General features: G+C 56.2%; 15 protein-coding genes and 3 pseudogenes. 7 read left to right on the top strand and 11 right to left on the bottom strand.

Going from position 1 to position 17425, the window contains the following annotated elements; all coding sequences use genetic code 11:
• Positions 1-34: 34 nt before the first annotated feature.
• From panB to ACA047_RS05015, 7 genes are read right to left on the bottom strand one after another with little or no spacing between them, the layout of a single operon-like run.
• Positions 35-859 carry a 3-methyl-2-oxobutanoate hydroxymethyltransferase gene (gene panB / locus ACA047_RS05045; protein ID WP_497357213.1) on the bottom strand — a complete coding sequence of 275 codons (825 nt, stop codon included), beginning with the start codon at positions 857-859 and terminating at the stop codon, positions 35-37.
• A 42-nt stretch (positions 860-901) separates the two neighbouring features.
• Entirely contained in the window at positions 902-1699 is a 798-nt protein-coding gene (locus ACA047_RS05040) for an alpha/beta fold hydrolase (protein ID WP_497357211.1), read from the bottom strand.
• Positions 1696-2904: an MFS transporter gene (locus ACA047_RS05035; RefSeq protein ID WP_497357209.1), complete on the bottom strand. Its 1209-nt coding sequence runs from the start codon at positions 2902-2904 to the stop codon at positions 1696-1698. The genes ACA047_RS05040 and ACA047_RS05035 overlap by 4 nt, the downstream gene beginning before the upstream one ends.
• A gap of 6 nt (positions 2905-2910) precedes the next feature.
• Positions 2911-4092 carry an acyl-CoA dehydrogenase family protein gene (locus tag ACA047_RS05030; protein WP_497357207.1) on the bottom strand — a complete coding sequence of 394 codons (1182 nt, stop codon included), beginning with the start codon at positions 4090-4092 and terminating at the stop codon, positions 2911-2913.
• Between the two features lie 40 nt (positions 4093-4132).
• Positions 4133-5260: an acyl-CoA dehydrogenase family protein gene (locus ACA047_RS05025; protein WP_497357205.1), complete on the bottom strand. Its 1128-nt coding sequence runs from the start codon at positions 5258-5260 to the stop codon at positions 4133-4135.
• Between the two features lie 29 nt (positions 5261-5289).
• Positions 5290-5550 carry a phosphopantetheine-binding protein gene (locus ACA047_RS05020; protein WP_497357204.1) on the bottom strand — a complete coding sequence of 87 codons (261 nt, stop codon included), beginning with the start codon at positions 5548-5550 and terminating at the stop codon, positions 5290-5292.
• Positions 5537-7078: an AMP-binding protein gene (locus tag ACA047_RS05015; RefSeq protein WP_497357202.1), complete on the bottom strand. Its 1542-nt coding sequence runs from the start codon at positions 7076-7078 to the stop codon at positions 5537-5539. Before ACA047_RS05015 ends, ACA047_RS05020 begins: the two co-directional genes overlap by 14 nt.
• A 92-nt stretch (positions 7079-7170) precedes the next feature.
• Between ACA047_RS05015 and ACA047_RS05010 the strand changes: the two genes are divergently transcribed.
• A complete protein-coding gene (locus tag ACA047_RS05010) occupies positions 7171-8100 on the top strand; it encodes a LysR family transcriptional regulator (RefSeq protein WP_497357200.1) in 930 nt (309 codons plus the stop codon).
• A gap of 97 nt (positions 8101-8197) precedes the next feature.
• Positions 8198-8905: pseudogene (locus ACA047_RS05005) on the top strand (OprD family outer membrane porin); the annotation flags it as partial.
• Between the two features lie 8 nt (positions 8906-8913).
• Here the strand turns inward: ACA047_RS05005 and ACA047_RS05000 are convergent.
• On the bottom strand, positions 8914-9075 hold the full coding sequence (locus ACA047_RS05000) for a hypothetical protein (RefSeq protein ID WP_497357198.1): 162 nt from the start codon (positions 9073-9075) through the stop codon (positions 8914-8916).
• Between the two features lie 375 nt (positions 9076-9450).
• Between ACA047_RS05000 and ACA047_RS04995 the strand changes: the two genes are divergently transcribed.
• Positions 9451-9636, top strand: coding sequence for a hypothetical protein (locus ACA047_RS04995; RefSeq protein WP_497357196.1), 186 nt, complete (start codon positions 9451-9453; stop codon positions 9634-9636).
• 513 nt (positions 9637-10149) lie between these two features.
• Here ACA047_RS04995 and ACA047_RS04990 read toward each other — a convergent pair.
• Complete coding sequence (locus ACA047_RS04990) at positions 10150-10722, bottom strand: LuxR C-terminal-related transcriptional regulator (RefSeq protein WP_497357194.1); 573 nt, start codon at positions 10720-10722, stop codon at positions 10150-10152.
• Positions 10723-10874: 152 nt separating this feature from the next.
• Here ACA047_RS04990 and ACA047_RS04985 point away from each other — a divergent pair, with 152 nt between their 5' ends.
• The 3 genes from ACA047_RS04985 to ACA047_RS04975 are packed head-to-tail and all read left to right on the top strand — an operon-like array spanning position 10875 to position 14976.
• Positions 10875-12050 (top strand): acetyl-CoA acetyltransferase, encoded by a 1176-nt coding sequence (locus ACA047_RS04985; RefSeq protein ID WP_497357192.1) that lies wholly within the window; start codon positions 10875-10877, stop codon positions 12048-12050.
• Positions 12051-12052: 2 nt separating this feature from the next.
• On the top strand, positions 12053-13594 hold the full coding sequence (locus tag ACA047_RS04980) for a class I adenylate-forming enzyme family protein (protein WP_497357190.1): 1542 nt from the start codon (positions 12053-12055) through the stop codon (positions 13592-13594).
• A gap of 41 nt (positions 13595-13635) precedes the next feature.
• On the top strand, positions 13636-14976 hold the full coding sequence (locus ACA047_RS04975) for an MFS transporter (RefSeq protein WP_497357188.1): 1341 nt from the start codon (positions 13636-13638) through the stop codon (positions 14974-14976).
• Positions 14977-15250: 274 nt separating this feature from the next.
• On the opposite strand, the pseudogene ACA047_RS04970 reads toward ACA047_RS04975, so the two are convergent.
• Positions 15251-15489, bottom strand: a pseudogene (locus ACA047_RS04970) (IS66 family transposase); the annotation flags it as partial.
• Positions 15480-15623 (bottom strand): annotated as a pseudogene (locus ACA047_RS04965) (LysR family transcriptional regulator); the annotation flags it as partial. The pseudogenes ACA047_RS04970 and ACA047_RS04965, both read right to left, overlap by 10 nt.
• A gap of 410 nt (positions 15624-16033) precedes the next feature.
• Here ACA047_RS04965 and ACA047_RS04960 point away from each other — a divergent pair.
• Positions 16034-17425, top strand: coding sequence for an aminotransferase-like domain-containing protein (locus ACA047_RS04960; protein WP_497360228.1), 1392 nt, complete (start codon positions 16034-16036; stop codon positions 17423-17425).

Genomic DNA, 17425 nt, shown 5'->3' with positions numbered 1-17425 from the left:
CTTACCTAGCATTCTGAGTTAAGCAGTATTAATGTCAGCGTTTCACTCCAAAGCAGTGCGAGAGTTCAGGAAAGCAGCCATTGCGGACATCCGATGCGTACTGGCCCACTGCATCGCTGATAACAGCATGGGCATCGACATAACGTTTAGCGAAACGCGGTACGAACTCACCGCCAAGACCCAGGATATCTTCGATCACCAGCACTTGGCCATCGCAAGCGGGCGAGGCCCCGATTCCGATCGTTGGCACGCGCAGTACCTCGGTTAACTCTCGGGCTAGCGGCTCTGCTACCCCCTCCAGCACGATGCAAAAAGCACCTGCTGATTCCATCGCCGTGGCTGCATCACGGATAGAGTTCGCCGATTGATCGTCCATACCTTGGGCTCGGAACCCACCCATGGTGTTGACAAACTGAGGCATCAACCCGATATGCGCTATCACTGGAATGCCTCGTTCCACCAGAAACTGCACGGTGGGCGCCATGACCGCACTACCTTCCACCTTTACCGCTGCGATATTCGCCTCCATCATCAACCGCGCTGCACTGCGGAAAGCCTGAGCCGGTGATTCTTGGTAGGAGGCGAACGGCAGATCAGCCACTACACACGCGCGGCGTGTAGCACGCACTACCGCGCGACTATGTTGTATCGCCTGATCCAATGTGAAATCCAGCGTGTTGGGCTGCCCGTAGGCAACCATCGCGGTCGAATCACCCATCAGGATAACGTCAACAAATTCGTCAACAATCTCAGCGATCGATCGATTGTGCGCGGTCAACGACACGATCTTGCGTTTGCCCTTGTAAGCCCTGATATCTGGTACGGTTAGACGGCGGGTTTCACTGACTGCGGTACTCATGAAGTTAGTTCCTCGCGAAAATAGCGTTGAAGGGAAGACCTCTTAAAACGACGCTGACGCCAAGTCGGCTTTGGGCGACGCGCCCGTCATCTGGTCAAAGAATTCGACTATCAGATCAAGTGTGTGCTCCGTCTGATCAAGATGCGGCGAGTGTCCGCAATCGATCAGGCAATGCTGGGTGACAACTCCGGGTATCTTCCGTTGAATCGCGCTCAGTTGCGCCAGCGTTCCGTACTCGTCCCGATCTCCCTGCAGCAACAAGACCGGGCAACTAATATCGGCCAAGCATTGCTCAATATTCCAGTCACGAAAATGATCGGCCAACCAGACATCACTCCACCCCTCAAATACTGCTTTGGGATCGGGATGAAACAGAGCGAGTTGTCGTTCCAGGTTCCCGGTCAAGAACGATTTTCGCGCGACGTCAATGCCGCTCAATGTGATGGATTCGACGAAAACATGTGGAGCAAGTAGCACCAGCCCCGCAACAGGAGATTTGCTCGCATGGAGCAACGCGATGGAAGCGCCATCGCTATGACCAACCAGCACTGGATTACGAAGCTCCAGTTTTTCCAGCAATTCAGGCAATACCTGCTGCGCCTCCACGTGCATATAGTCTGAACGGCGTGGCAGATCCGCTCGAAACGAGTGACCGTAGCCATAGCGGCTATAAGTGAGCACTCGGCGTCCGGTCATTGCTGCCAGTCGATACGGGAAACGTCGCCACATCGCAATGCAACCGAGCCCCTCATGCAGCAATACAAGCGGAGGACGATCTGACTCACCGTCGATCAGCAAATAATCAATTTCTCCGCCATTCAGTGAGATCGTCGCCATCATTCACCCCCTACCGCAATAGCCAAACCGGGTTCCGGTGCCGGGCCAAGCCCCAAAACCGCACGGCTGCTGAAAATCACCAATATCGTCACTAATCCGCCGAACAGGCCTATGGTTGAAGACATATCCCATACGGACAAAAGCAAGCCCACCCCGACCACGGGCACAATCAATCCCAAATATGCCGCGACGAAAAAGCCCGAACTGACTTCCGCAATACGATCGGCAGGAGACAACATCGTCACCAACCCCAGACCTCCGCGGAGCACCATACCCGCGCCCATCCCTCCCAACACCGCCCCCCCCAGGAACAAAGATAAGGATGCAAAATGAAATGTCAGCCATACACAGGCCAAAGCCAAGGGCAGTAGCAAAACACCCACTGGAACTACTCGACGGGGCGACAATCGCAACACCAACAACTGGCTAATGGCAGCACTGCAAAAAGTCAAAAATACAATGCCTCCGCTCAACAGAAGGCCACTGTGATGCAATCCAACAGCGAGGAAACGACCTGCCAGTGCTGCGAACAAGCCAAGAAAGCTAAATCCGCACAGCACCGACATCGCCACGGCCATAAAGGCTTGCCGCATCTCACTCGGTATCCGCAATCGCTGCAATCGTAACGGTGGGCGAGAACCTCCATGCATCACTGTTTCGGGTAGCCATGGCAACAGCACACTTGGCAACAGCATGAACAGCAGTGCTATATAACTGGCATGGAGCGGATGCGCCGCATTCTCTGCCACCCAGCCAGACAGTAACGCTCCAAGCCCTAGACCACTCATGTTGCTCAAGCTGGAGATCAGAGCCGCGAGTGACCGATTACATAGCAACTCGGTCAGATAGGCAGTCGTGGCACCCACCATCAACCCTACTGCCATCCCGGACAATACTCGTCCAACGAACAAACCGGCTAACGTGGGCCAGAGTAAAAAACTCAACAGACTGGCAAATGTCAACCCGATCCCGAGCCCCAGCACTGCTCGTCTGCCCAACAAATCAGACAATCGACCAAACACCATCAGTTTGAACAGGATGGCTAGTGCGTAGGACGCGAATACCAACGTCACCACAAATGGAGACAAGCCTAATTGCGTGGCATAGAGCGGATACAACGGCGTCGGCAACGTACCCACCATCATTACCACCAACAACAGATAAGTGCTGAGCCAGGCGGCGCGTCCGAATTGGGTTGGAATTCGCATGAGCCACTACCAGTTAATCTGTCGTGCATCGAACAGATTAATCCCCAGTTGGGCCTTGCCTAAGTATTCCAGACAGTCCATTGGCTTGGCCGGCATAACACTGCAAAAGAACGATTCGCGCAGGAATCGTTCCAGCGGTCGGCTACGATTCAATGTGCTCGCACCACAAATCTTAACCGCCGCCATTGCCATCTTCGGCGCAAGCTCACCGATGAAGTACTTAGCAGCATGCACAGCGGCATTCGCCTCTATCGTTCCGCGCCGTTGCACGATGAGTGTGCCAGCCTCATTCAGCAACGCTCGACCCGCGTGTAATTCAGCCGATAGCCTGCCTACTTCCTGATGGATCGCGCTAGATTCAAGTTGGGAAGGCGTGGAACGCACGGCCTCGGTGATGTGTTGCAGCAACGCAGTAGCAATCCCGAGATAAACACCGGTATAACCGGAAATCATCCAATGAGGCTCACGTACCAGCTTGAATAAAGACATCCCTTCGACTGCCAGAAACAAACGCTGGCGGGTCAAAAGCACATTTTCAAAAGTCATGCTGGCGGTCTGGGTACCATTCATGGCAAACCCGTCCCAAACTTGGCCGTAACGCACACCTTCGTCATTGCGACCGACCACGAAGTGGCTGATTTCGCTGTCGCTGTCGTTACCCTCAGGTTTTGCCGTTACTACGATATAGTCTGCAGCGCCTGCCAACGACACGAAAGACTTGTTGCCATTGAGCAGGAAACCGCCTTCATGCGGGCGGTAATGTGTCTGGATACCTCGTAACCGCGCACCACTACCCAGCTCTGACGTTGCAGATGCAAACATCTTGTTGTGCGATATCACCTCATCAAATACCCAGGAGCGAAAGGCATCCGCAGCCGCTGACAGCGATTTCCCCGCCGACTCACATAACGAGCCAAGCGCCACATTGTGCATATTGAATCCCAGCGCAGTTGCCGCGTCATACTGAGCAAGTCGCGCCAGAACCTGGCTATATTCCAAATAATTTAGACCCGCCCCCCCAGCCTCGCGAGGGATCAGCAACCCCAACAGACCAGACTCCTTGATCAGTTGATAGCTCTCGCTACTATCCGATTGTTGGTTATCTACCAACGGAGCCAAGTCGACGAGCCGTGTACCGATGCGATCCACCAACGTGAGAATTTCATCGATTTGATGTGGCAAAGCCATATGCGTTGACCTTATGTATATGATTCAAAAACTCTAGCGCTCAGTTCTCGACTGGCAAACCAGCCTGGCGCGCCACGCTGATACGTAGCAGATCGTTCGCCCCCGCATAGGTCATTGAAGCCAATGGACTGATGAGATCGATCGCCCGACCGGAATCGGCGATGTAAGAACGCACACCACCTAACTGGGCTGCCAATTGCGACAGCCGCGTAAAGTCTTCAGAAACCGATATCTTCACCATCGCAGCCTCACCACTCAATTGACGGATAGTCACTCCGGCATCGATGCGCCGCGCAATGCCGTATAGCAATTTTCGCGAACGATAAAGAGCCATGCTCATGTCGGCCACATGCCCGGCCACCAAGTGGCTGGAACCCATGGATCTTCCAAAATGACTTCGATCCCGGCTCCACTCCACCGTCTGAACCAGCATCCTGCGCATGGGTCCCAGCGCATACCCCATGAGGAGAGCTCGCTCCCAGGTCGTAGTCGCGGTCAATACAGAGAAACCCGCCCCCTCGCCTCCCAACAGGCTGTGCTCCTCCAACCGCACACCGTCAAAGGTCAACACGCCCATCGGTACACCGGGCAATGCGGCCTTGTTCAGCGGCTCACTACGCAATACGCCCGCATCCGACAGGTCAACTAGTGCGACTGATAAATCGAATGGTGATCGCCCCTTACCGGTACGAGCGAACACCAAAGCGTGATCTGCTACCGGGGCAGCGGTAATGAAGCGCTTCTCGCCCGTCAACCGATAACTACCGTCCGCCTGACGTTCAGCCACGGTTTCCATCGACATCGGATCACTACCGCCATGCGCTTCAGTCAGCGCGTGACACAACAGCGTCTCCCCATCTTCCAGGCCTGCCAGTTGTTTCCGCTGCTCGGTATTCAGCCAAGTCTGCATGGGCAATTGCATACCGAACAACTGTGAAGCGAGTGCATAGCAAAGGGCAGGACTCACGCCGCTCATGCCCAATCCTTCCATCACGGCGAGCTTGTTTGTCACCGTGCTATTGGAAGAACGCAGCAGCCCTGTAGCCGCTGCCAACAACCATTGCTCGCGGAAGGTTTTTCCTTCCAACTTAGGCAGCAAAGCCTCCCCTTGGATGCAGCTCTCCTGCACCGTTTGTTCAACTATCTTGTCTTCGTCTCTGAACAGCATCACTCGCCCTCTCTGTTATCGGCACAGACTCAAGCGAGCTCGACCAGGCTGGCTTCAATTACAGCCCATAGCGCGGCAGGCGTGCGAAATGAAGCTGCGACGACTTTGTTTTCAGGGAAAGCTATCTCGAACTTTTTCTCAACGTCGACGACAATGGATATGATCGTGAGAGAGTCCAACCAGCCTTCCTCCAGTAACGCCGTATCCGGTACCACAGTAAGGTCTGCACCTTGGTATTGCGTCAGCAGATTTGACTGAATCAGCGAGCACAGCGTTTCAATGTTCTTCATTACCTATCCCTTCCATGTTTACACTCAACATGCTCAAAGCACGTCGATCTATTTTGCCGTTGGCAGTGGCTGGCAGCTTTCGCGCCATACGAACTCCATCCGGTCGCATCCTCTTCGGCAATGCTCCGCTCAAGCCGCGAACAATGTCATCACGACCTGCACCAGCACTCACCACATGTACCCAGATCTCGCAATCCGGCTCTGTACCTTGGCGAGCCACAACTGCGGCAGTTTCAACGCCCGGCAATGCCAATACCGCACTTTCTATGTCCAGAAGATCAATGCGGTGGCCGCGACGCTTCACCTGATGGTCACGTCGACCTTGCAGATGAAAGCGACCATCCGCCGCCTGATACCCGATATCCCCCGTGCCATAGGCCAACCTTTCCACTCCATCGCGGAAATACACTGCACGGCGGGCATCGCGACATACGCCATCAACCAAATAACCAGCGAACACCGTCGGCCCTGCAACGAAAATCTCACCCTCCGACGCTGCGCGACCGTCGTCACCGATGATTTCGACTTCCACTCCATCAATCGCCCAACCGATCGACGGCAAAACCGTCTCGATACTCGGCAAACTCACCTGTTCTGCGGTGCACACATTGGTTTCCGTAGGCCCATACAGGTTGTAGAACGGCAAGTCGGGGAATGCAGTCAGATAGCGCTTAAGCAGTTGTGGCGGGAACGGTTCACCCGCGTACAACGCAGCGCGTAGTGCAGACGGCCTCGCTTGCTCAATCCCGCCCTGCTGTAGCAGCATCTGATACAAGGTGGGTACTGCGTAGAACACTGAGATACACTGCTCACCCAGCCAACGCGTCACATCGCGAGGAAAAGTCTTGAGATAGTCTGGCAACAGGCAAAGACAGGCTCCAGCCAGTGCGGTCGAGAATAGATCGAAGGTCGTCAGATCGAATGTGAGTGCCGCTTGTGATCCAACACGGTCCTCACAGTCCAGAGCAACTGCGCGTGCCGCCCAGGCAGAAAAATGTAGGACGTTGGCATGGGACAGGCATACACCCTTGGGCGCGCCGGTACTGCCTGATGTAAACAAAACATAGCCACCCTCGCACCCGGCATGTCGAAGTGGTTGTCCTCGCAAGGGGAATAGCCATAGCCCGCCCACTGTGCGAGCGTCGCCAGACTGACCATGAATGGAAACCACCTTAGATGCTGCTGCTTGGCTTGCAGGGGTAGCCAATAAAAAATCCAGGTCGGCGTTGGCCAACATCCGTGCGCCCCGTTCTGCGGGGTCCTTGACATCCATCGGAGCTACTAATGCCCCCTGCCTTAATGCGGCATAAATCGCCACAACAGCGGCTGCGCTCTTCGCAATATAGATGCCTATTCGATCACCGGCATGCACTCCTTCTGCACGCATCAACTCGCATAATTTATTAACCGCTTCGTTCAGTTGTTGATAGTTGAATGACGCGTCTTCCGCTTGTAGCGCGGGCCTCTGTGGATAGCGCTGTGCAGCTTCAACCAGCGTCTGATCAAGCCGAATACAATCATTGAACAAGGTTGGCCTCTACTTCTGATTTGACGTTCCCCGTCTTGGCATCCGGACGTTTTGGAGGACGTATAGTAGGAGGATTTTTCCAACCAGAGTGAGTGAACAATTTTTATAAACTCTATGCGGAAATGGAATACAAGATGGATCTGAAGAACTTGCGCTATTTCGTGGAAGTGACAGAGCATGGAAGCTTCTCGAAGGCATCCCACAATATTCACGTCACCCAATCGGCGCTTAGCAAAGCCGTTCAATTGCTCGAAGAAGAACTGGGTACGACGCTATTGGTTCGCAGCCGTCCAGGCGTGCCGTCACGCTTGACCCCGTCGGGCGAAGTGGTATTCCACCACGCCAAAGGATTACTGAGCCGCAGCAAGCAAATGCTGACCGACGTAAGCTTGCTTAATAGCCTCGTCACCGGCGTCCTTCGGCTGGGGCTACCTCCTTTAGGTAGTACCGATCAAGTAGCGGTCGTGTTGACCGAGTTTCGGCGACGCTTTCCCCAAGTGGAACTCCAATTGCGTGAACAAGGAGGACAAGCCCTGGAAGAGGCCGTTCGCAAGGGCGAGATAGAACTGGCTATCAGTCTGCGACCAGAGGGCGACGACCTGGCTTGGCTTCCGATTTGTGAGGAGCCACTCGTTGTCGTCCTGCCGCCTCGCCACCCACTCGCCAGCCGCCATCGACTGACGCTGCCAGATTTAGCGTATCACCCATGGGTACAGCTACAGGGTGCCTCTATCCTCAATCACCGCATTAAGCACTGTTGCCCTGCTCTGGACGTCAGCCGTCTACAGACAGCCAAGAGCGACAACCTGGCCTTTTGCCTGTCATTAGTGGCCGCGAATGCAGGCCTGATGGTATTACCCAGGCTATTGGCTCAACACCATATCCCGCCAGGCGTGGAAATCGTCCCGCTCGAATGCACCGAACTGCAGTGGCAACTCGTCGTAATCTGGCGCAAAAACGCACAGCTGTCGGTAGCTGCACAGCAATGGCTTGAACTGTTGGCAACCGACGCTGGCCAATAATTTGGCAAATCTTCTCCGTAGCCCCCCGCGCTAAAAAACAAAGGTCTATACAGATGTGACCCAGCGCTTTTGCTGGACAGCGGACGAACAAATTCCCGGCAACCGCGCCTACAGTGGCGCGCTCATCAGCTACCTGGGGGCTACGGTCAAACCGGGTTATGGGCTGGAAGCCAGTGTCTACGCGTCGCGTTTCGAAGACATGTGGGACCAGACCTACGTCGGCGTTACGCACCGCATGGGCGACCCAGGTGATCTGGCCCTCAAGACCGCCTTCAACTACTACCACACCAGTGATTCAGGCAAGAAGAACCTCGGCTACATCGACAACAACGCCGCCAGCCTGGCCTTCACCGCCACTCACCTGACCCATAGCCTGACGCTTGCCTGGCAGCAAGTATTCGGCAACGAGTACTTTGACTATGTGTGGGAATCCACTGGCAACTACATGGCCAACTCGTTATACGCGGACTACAACGGCCCCAACGAAAAGTCCTGGCAACTGCGCTACGACCTGGACTTCACGACCTACGGAGTCCCTGGTCTCACCGCCAGCCTGTGGCACGCCAAAGGCTGGGACATCGACGGCGACCGCTACGGCCGCAATACCGGCTACAACGTGCGCGGCCTGGACGACGCGAAACACAACGAAAACGGTTTGATGCTGGGCTACATCATCCAGTCCGGAAAACTCAAAAACTCGGTGCTGCGCACCATCGTCTACAACCACCGCGCCAGCGGCGGGCAGATTGACGGCAGTTACGACGAGTTCCGCATCGTCGCCAACGTGCCGATCAACCTATTCTGAGGCTCAGTTCAGCGAACACAGTGCTGCATCGCACCCGCCATCGTTTCCTGGCACTTGAGCACCGCCACCGAACGGGGACGGTTGCGGTATACGCAGAGGTCGATGCGAATGCATCCGAGGCTCTCATCAGCAATCGACACGGCCACCAGCCCATCATCCAAGTCCCGCATATCTGCCTCTACCTAGGGCAGAGTCAACACCGCAGCCCGTTGTCGGGCCAGGCTCTTTTGCACCTCCAGGGGACTAGTGGTGAATACGGGTTCGAGCGTTGCGAAATTGCACTCCACTTGACCACCCGTTTGCGTTCGACCTGACCTGTCATTTTCATTCGTTCTAAAGGCTTCTGCTGAACCTGAGTGAACCGGACTGAACCGGACTGAACCTGAAACTGGCCTGAAACCCTTGCTTTTACAAGGGACTGCCAAATATCTAGAGCTCAGTGCGGTTCAGCAAGGGTGATAGTGTTCTAGAGAAAAGCGGGGTAGCATCAGGGGTATCACGATTTCTGGATGGGGGTATTTTCTTCATCCCTCACAGATACCCAAATGCCTAAAGACCTGATCACAGACGCTAAAGTACGCACTGCAAAACCCGCTGCCGCCCCTTACAAGCTTGGGGATGGCGGCGGGCTTTTTCTTTTGGTGCAGCCAAGTGGTAGCAAGCCAAAAGAAATTCGCCCCGTACTGGAAGCTTGTAAAACCTCCGGGGCATGGGCGGCTATTCATGTGTAAGTTGTAGATGCGATTGCAGGTGATTGCTTAGGGTTGCATTGCAGCTCAGAAATCTCCCGAGAGCCCCCATTACTGGGGGCTTTCGCATTTCTACACCTTGCATAAAATTGCATGAGCATGCAGAGAAAAAGCGACTACACCGGTGTATATGATGAAAGAATCCTGAGAAAACGAGTCATTCCATGCACACCGACTCTCACTGCCGGGCTGCAAAACCAAGAGACAAGCTGTACCGCATCGATGTTGCTTTAGAGCATTTGTCGGCAGAGGAAAAATCATCGTTGGTCGAATTGTTATAGGAACAGCGCCCTCCTCTCCCCGATCACAAACGATACCAAAACCCGGCTGCGAGCTCTGGATAGAGCTGCGTCAGATGCAAGACGCTTAGCCATGATCCTCGAATGAGTGAACGGTGAGCGACATAGAGTGCCTTAGGTTGAGCTAGGAAAACCACCGACCTGTACCACAGTGGTTTACGGATGTCATTTCCACTGACGGAACATAATGTGCCCGTCAACTCACAACAATAATCTTCGAAACCAGCTCCGCGCTGTTCTTGGCCTGTAGCTTTTTCATCAGGCGTGCGCGATGGACTTCCACGGTTCTGTGGGAAATCGCCAGTTTTTTTGCCACTTCCTTGCAGGTCAGTCCATTGACGATGTGCATCGAGATTTCTCGTTCGCGGGGCGTGAGATTTACCGTCGCGTGGTGCGGTCGGTCCATGCGTTCGAAGTGCCAAACCATCAGTTTGAACGGATCGTCCAGAGTCAGGGTATAGCCGTGGGACCTGGCCCAGAACACCTCGCCGCTTTTGTGTTGCATGAAGCGTTCATCGGAGTAGGAGCCGCTCTGGCTGTTGAGCAACCAGTTCTGGCAGCGGTTGCCGATGCAATTGTAATCCGCCTGGGAGGGATAGATCAGCAGGGTCAGATCCCCCAGAAGCTCCGCGCGATCGTAGCCGAACAGCTCCAGAAATGCCTCGTTGCAGTCGAGCATCACTCGGTTGCCGGTGATGAGCTGCGGGGCGGGTGACACCTGGAACGCCAGACGTTCAAGGTCTTTGAGTTGCTTTGAGAAGACGGTCATTGGGCATCCTGCCTCGACTTACAATCCCTTAATAACGACACCGTGGGTCAGTGCGGTTACTTATGCGTGTACGTAGTTGCACGAACTAGCGAGCGATCCGGGCAGTAGGTCATTGTAATGAATACCTGATCCAAGCACAGAAGAAAATCACCATGCCCCATTCCGTTTCCATCGTCGCTGCCGCTCACTCCCGTTTTGGTCGTCTGGACGGTTCTACGCTGGAAGACCTTATCGTGCAGGTTACCCGCGAAGCCTTAGCGGATGCCGCCATCGACGCCTCAGAAGTCGGCGCCCTGTTCCTCGGGCATTTCAATTCGGGGATGGTTGCGGATGGTTTTCCCGCTTCATTGATGCTGCAAGCCGACGCAGGCTTGCGCTTCAAGCCTGCCACCCGCTGTGAAAACGCCTGCGCCTCGGGCTCGGCGGCGATTCACGCAGGGATCAACGCGATCCTCTCAGGCTCTGCTGAGCTGGTATTGATCGTGGGCGCCGAGAAGATGACTTCCAACTCTACAGCCGAGGTCACCAAGGCCTTGGCCGGTGCCGGTTATCAGAACGACGCCCAAGAGGCCGGGCTCAGTTTTCCGCAGTTGTTCGGCCTGGCTGCGCAACAGTACCGTGACCGCCACCAGTGCCCGATGGCATCGATGGCCGCCATCGCCACCAAAAACCACTCCAACGCCATGGCCAACCCCTTGGCGCAGATGCACCGGGCCATGGATTTCGAACATTGCAACAACGTGTCCAAAACCAATCCGTATGTGGCGCAGGCGCTGCGTCTGACCGACTGTTCGCTGATCAGCGATGGGGCTGCCGCCATTGTGCTGGCCTCGTCCAGGCGAGCCAGGCAGTTTCGTCGTGAGGTGCTGATTCGCTCGGTGGCTCAAGTCAACGATTTCCTGCCGATTGCCCAGCGTGACATCATCGCGTTTGAAGGCCCACAGCGTGCGATCCATTCGGCTTTGCGGGGGGCTAATGTCACCTTGGGCGATCTGAGTTTTGCCGAGGTCCATGACTGTTTCACCATTGCCGAACTGCTGATCTACGAAGCCATGGGCCTGTCCCCCAAAGGCGAGGGGCACCGAGCGCTGGATGACGGTATTGTGCGGGCGGGCGGGCGTTTGCCGGTGAACCTGTCTGGCGGGCTCAAGGCCAAGGGGCATCCTGTGGGCGCCACGGGGGTATCGATGCACGCTATGGCCTTTTGGCAGTTGACGGGCGAGCCTATCGGCCTGGCCGTGCCGAACCCCGAGTTCGGTCTGTTGTTCAACATGGGGGGCATGGCGGTCGCCAATTATGCCTCGGTGCTTCAGGCTCACAGGGCTTGAGCATGAACATTGCCAACTGGCTGAACGATGCCGGCCGACGCTGGCCAGAACGTCCAGCGTTATTTAAGGGACAGCGGCAGGTCGCCGATTACGCCACGTTTGCCGCTCATGTCCGGAGTCGTGCCGCGCAGCTCATAGACGAGCACGGCATTGCGCCCGGCGACCGTGTGGCGCTGTTCATGAAGAACAGTTGCGAATACCTCGAATTACTCTATTGCGTCTGGTGGATTGGCGCGGTCGCGGTGCCGATCAACTGCAAGCTGCACCCTGTTGAAGCTGGCTGGATCGCCAACGATGCGCAAGCCCGTCTGATCTTCACCGAGGGCGGTAAGGTGTTCTCGCCCGAGATGTTGCCGCAAGGCTGTCGTGAACTGAATGAAGCGGACAGTGTGGTGTGTGCCTCGTTCGATGCGACGACGTTGGAAGATCCTTGCTCTCGTGATACCGATGACCTTGCCTGGCTGTTCTACACCTCCGGCACCACCGGGCGATCTAAGGGGGTGATGCTGTCCCACGGCAACCTGACGGCCATGTCGCTGTGTTATCCGCTCGACGTTGATCCGGTCAGTCCGGATGATGCAGTGGTGTACGCGGCCCCGATGTCCCATGGCGCCGGCCTCTACAACTTTATCCATGTGCGTTGCGGGGCTCGCCATGTTGTCCCCGAATCCCGTGGTTTCAAGGCCGACGAGCTGTTCGAGCTGGCGAGCGGGCTGCGCGATCTCATGCTGTTCGCCGCGCCAACCATGGTCAAGCGCATGGTTGAACAGGCTCGGCGCCAAGGCTACGGCGGCGACGGGATCAAAACCATTGTCTACGGTGGCGCGCCGATGTACCTGAAGGATCTGCAAGAAGCGGTCGAGACCTTTGGCGCGAGACTGGTGCAGATCTATGGTCAGGGAGAGAGCCCGATGACGATCAGCGCTTTGTCGCGTGATTTGATCGCGGATCGAAACCGTCCCGACTGGGCGTCTCTGGCAGCTTCCGTGGGGCGGGCACATTCGTGTATGGAGATCAGGATTCTGGACCCTGAGCACCGGCCGTTGCCTCCCGGCCAGTCAGGGGAAATCGCCGTGCGTGGTCCCACCGTCATGCAAGGCTACTGGCGCAACGACGCGGCGACTCGCCAGACCTTGGTGGATGGCTGGCTGTTAACCGGCGACATCGGCTTTCTTGATCACGCGGGTTATCTGACGCTCACCGATCGCTCCAAGGATGTGATCATTTCCGGCGGCTGCAATGTGTACCCTCGGGAAGTAGAAGAAGTGTTGGCGCAGCACCCGGAAGTATTTGAAGTCTGTGTGGTTGGCGAGCCGGATGTGCTGTGGGGGGAATCGGTGGTAGTGTTCATCGTTCCCCGTTGTGCAGGATCGCTCGATGAGTCTTTGCTCAATGCATGGTTCGTCGACCGCATGGCGTCATTCAAAAAACCGAAGAAGTACGTGTTTTGCACGGAGCTGCCCAAGAACAGTTACGGCAAGATCCTCAAGACCGAGCTGCGCCTCTGGTTGAAGGAGGTCGCGAACGGCACTGCAGTTCCCTGAGTTGTGTTTCCCATGGATAAAATCAGACAGGAGTCCCTCACGTGGGCATTCAACAGAAAAACCCGGCTCGGCAACGGCGTCGGGCGTTTATAGGTGCAACGTCCGGCCACCTGATCGAGTGGTACGACTACGGCGTCTATGGTTTTCTCGCCGTCTATATCGGCAAGGCGTTCTTCGTCTCAGATGACCCGACCACCAGCCTGCTCGCCAGTTTTGCGGCTTTTGCCTTGAGCTTTTTCATCCGGCCGCTGGGGGGACTGTTCTTCGGTCCGCTGGCGGACAAGATCGGTCGGCGCAAAACCCTGATCACCGTGCTGGTGATGATGGCCGGTTCGACCTTCTTGCTGGGGTTGCTGCCGACCTATGCCTCGATAGGGATTGCAGCGCCGATCATTCTGGTGTTGATCCGCTGTGTACAGGGCTTCTCGGCCGGTGGCGAGATCGGCACCATCACCAGCTTCATCTCCGAGTACGCCGGGCCTGGGCGACGCGGCTTCGCCACATGCTGGTTGATGGTAACGGCGGTGCTCGGACTGTTACTGGGCGGTGCCGTGGCCAACGGCATGACCTGGGTCATGGGCGCTGACCTGATGCAAGCCTGGGGTTGGCGCATTCCGTTTCTGATTGCGGCGCCTCTGGGGCTGATCTCGATGTACATTCGCCTGAAGCTCGAAGACAGTCCCGAGTTCCTGGCTTTGCAGCGTACGGGGGAAACCTCCAAGGCGCCTCTGCGAGAAGTCTGGCAGTGGAAACGGGCGATTGCCCTGGTGTTCTTCATCATTACCCTGCACAGCTCGATCTTCTATCTGGTGCTGACCTTTGTCTCGACTTACATGTCGAGCATCCTCAAGTTCGACAGCGGCACGACCTTACTCTATGTCTTTGTTGCCAGCCTATCGGCCGCAGTCGTCATGCCATTCGGCGGCGCGTTCACGGATAAGTACGGGCGTAAGCCGTTTCTGCTGGTGGTCGGTACTCTGGCCACCTTGGCGATGTACTGGCTCTTCAAATCGGCCCCCACGGCGACGCCTGCGTCGTTTATCTACCCGTTGATGGCGGTGGCCATCCTGTTCGGCCTTTACGCCTCGTCGACTTACGCGTTAATGAGCGAGTTGTTGCCCACCCGAATCCGCTCCACCGGTATTGCCGTGGCGTACAACATTCCGGTGGCGGTATTCGGCGGTAGCGCACCGCTGATTTCAACCTGGCTGATCAAGGTGACTGGAGACATCACGTCGCCCTGGTACTTTTACATCGGCACGGGGGTGGTGTCGCTGATTGCGCTGGTGCTGTTGCGCAAGGAGGATTTTGTCGCCTGCGCAAATCCCGCCAAGGTGCCGGGCGTTGGGCGAGCCGATATGTCGTTGGCCCCCGCGCCTTGAGCACGTGAGCGAGCAAGCGCTGCCCAGTTCCTTTATTGCGGCCGGCGGCGCTAAAGCTGTGGATCTCGGAGAAATCAGCATGCACGAATTTCTGGATACCTTTGATGATCAGATGCAGAAACCCCTAGCTTAGACAGCATTTCCCCTGGCCTGTACGATTGTGCTCTGTCCGGTTCGCCTGGTTAAACGGGTATCCACTTATGTGGGCAGTTGGCCGATCTCACTCACCGGCCGGCGCGTCAGCACATTTTTGAGATAGGCATAGGGATCATGCCCATTCATTGAGACTGTAATCCAGAGCTTTGGCGATAGCCGACCCTTCGGGCACAAGATCGCGCTGGGCCAACATCCAGGTATGTAGTGCGTCGATAATGGCCGCCGCTTTTCCCTGACGTATTCGCCAGCGATCTTCGTCGGTCATTTTCCGCACTAGCCGTTCAATTTCATACCGCCAATTGAGTGGAGCGCCCGCTCGGCCAGTTGGCCTTTATTCGTCACGTGCAGATCAACGATGGCTCGACCAGATGCGCTGTGCGTACAGCAATGCCTGCCACACCGCGGACTATCTTGTGAAAGTCGGTTGTTACCAACAGCTCCATCGAGCAACGCGGGTGACGTAAACGACCCGCGGCCTCCAACACGCAAGCGCAGACAGCTGACGTTGGCGCCGCACAAGGTGTATACGGGAATGACTATAAACGCCATAAAACTTACGAAGGAACCATGTTTAAAGGTCTGCAGCCTAAACTCACGCTTTAACGTGTGATTAACGTCTAACGGTGACCGTGGATTTACACGGATCACGATAGACTCAAAAAATCCCCGTAATCACTCGATGATACGGGGATTTTGCTTATGGCCCCCCCCTCCTCCAGTGTGAGCCGCAAGGTTGACTACGCTACCCAGGGGTTCGGCAACACGGGATACGCTGCCGAGTTATGCAAGAATGGTGGTATTGGCAATCACTACAGGGATTGAAGAGCATGCCATTTTCTCTCGAGCATCATCTGTCCAGCGTCGTCGTGAGGCGGTCACACAGGAATTCCAGCAAGTGACCCTGGAGAGCATCAAAGATGCCTCCTTCGCCTATCAGGCGGTGTACCGCTACCTTGTCGAGTTAATCGAGACCACCCGTTCGGAACGTGAACAGCAATTGCCGTCCTTGCGGCAACTGGCCCGGCGCCTGAACGTGTCGGTGTCGACGACCAAGTACGCCTATTCGCTTCTCGAGGACGAGGGGCGGATCTATGCCAAGCCCAAATCCGGTTATTTCACCAAGGCGATGCCGTCCCCCTTATTGAGCGAGGGCTCGCCTAACCTGCTAGACAACGTGTTTTCCAACGCACGCCAACCGGGGATGCTGGCCCTTAGCAGCGACGCGCCGGCGATGCTGTTGTCGCTGGTAAACCCGCTGTTGATGATGGAACGCGAGCTGGCCCGACAATACCCGCGCTCCCACGCGCCGCTCTACCAACCGTTCGGCGAACCCGAGTTGCGCGGCGCCTTGGCCGACCGCTACACCCGTTCCACTCATTGCTACTGGCAGGCCGAGCACGTGTATATCGGCTCGGACCAGCGCAGTGTGCTGGAGTTGTCCCTCAGCGCCCTGAATCTGGATGGCACTGTGGCGCTGGTGGAGTCGCCGTGCTCATGGGCGATCCTGCGCCAATTACAGGCGGCAAAGATTCGCGTGATCGAAGTACCCCTCGGCGAGGATGGACGCTTCAACCTGCCCTCGCTCCATGAACTGCTCAGGCGCGAGCCGATCCGGTTGGCGGTGCTGTCGTCAACCGTGAATATTCCCCAGGGCAACCTGATGCCAGCGCAGGATAAACAGCAGATCTGTCGCTGGCTGGCAGAACGGGATGTCTGGCTGTTCGAAAACGACAGCTACGGCGAGTTCTACTTTTCCCCCAAGCCCGCCCGCTATCGCGATTTTGCCGATCCGGAAAAACTGCTGGTGTTCTCGACCTTCGACAAGATCATCGGCTCGGAAGCGCCCTACGGTTATGTACTGTGTCGTCGACATGGGCCGCAATTGCATCGGCTATTTTGGGAACGCGCGTTTCGTCTGTCGCCAATTCGCCAGAAAGCAATCGCCAAACTTTTCAGTTCCAAGCGCATAGACCAACACTTGATGGTGCTGCGGGCGATGTTGCTGGACCGAATGAAACGGATGAAGGCCCTGCTGGAGGAACACGGCGATGGCCAGTTACGGGTTGTCGTCCCGCAAGGCGGCGCAACATTCTGGCTCGAAGCCATACGTTCGGTGGACATGCAGCGGGTGTTCGAGCGCTTGCTGGCCCAGCGCATCGTTATCGCCCCCGGGGAAATCTTCAGCCAGCAGGGGGCTTGGCGGCACCACTTGCGCCTGAGCTACACCCTCGACTGGAGCAAGGATATTCCCCAGGCCCTGAAGAAACTGGCCCAGGCTATCAGCGAAGAGTAG

This window comes from Pseudomonas sp. LBUM1664, from assembly GCF_059695895.1.
This window is presented reverse-complemented; position numbering and strand designations above follow the sequence as displayed.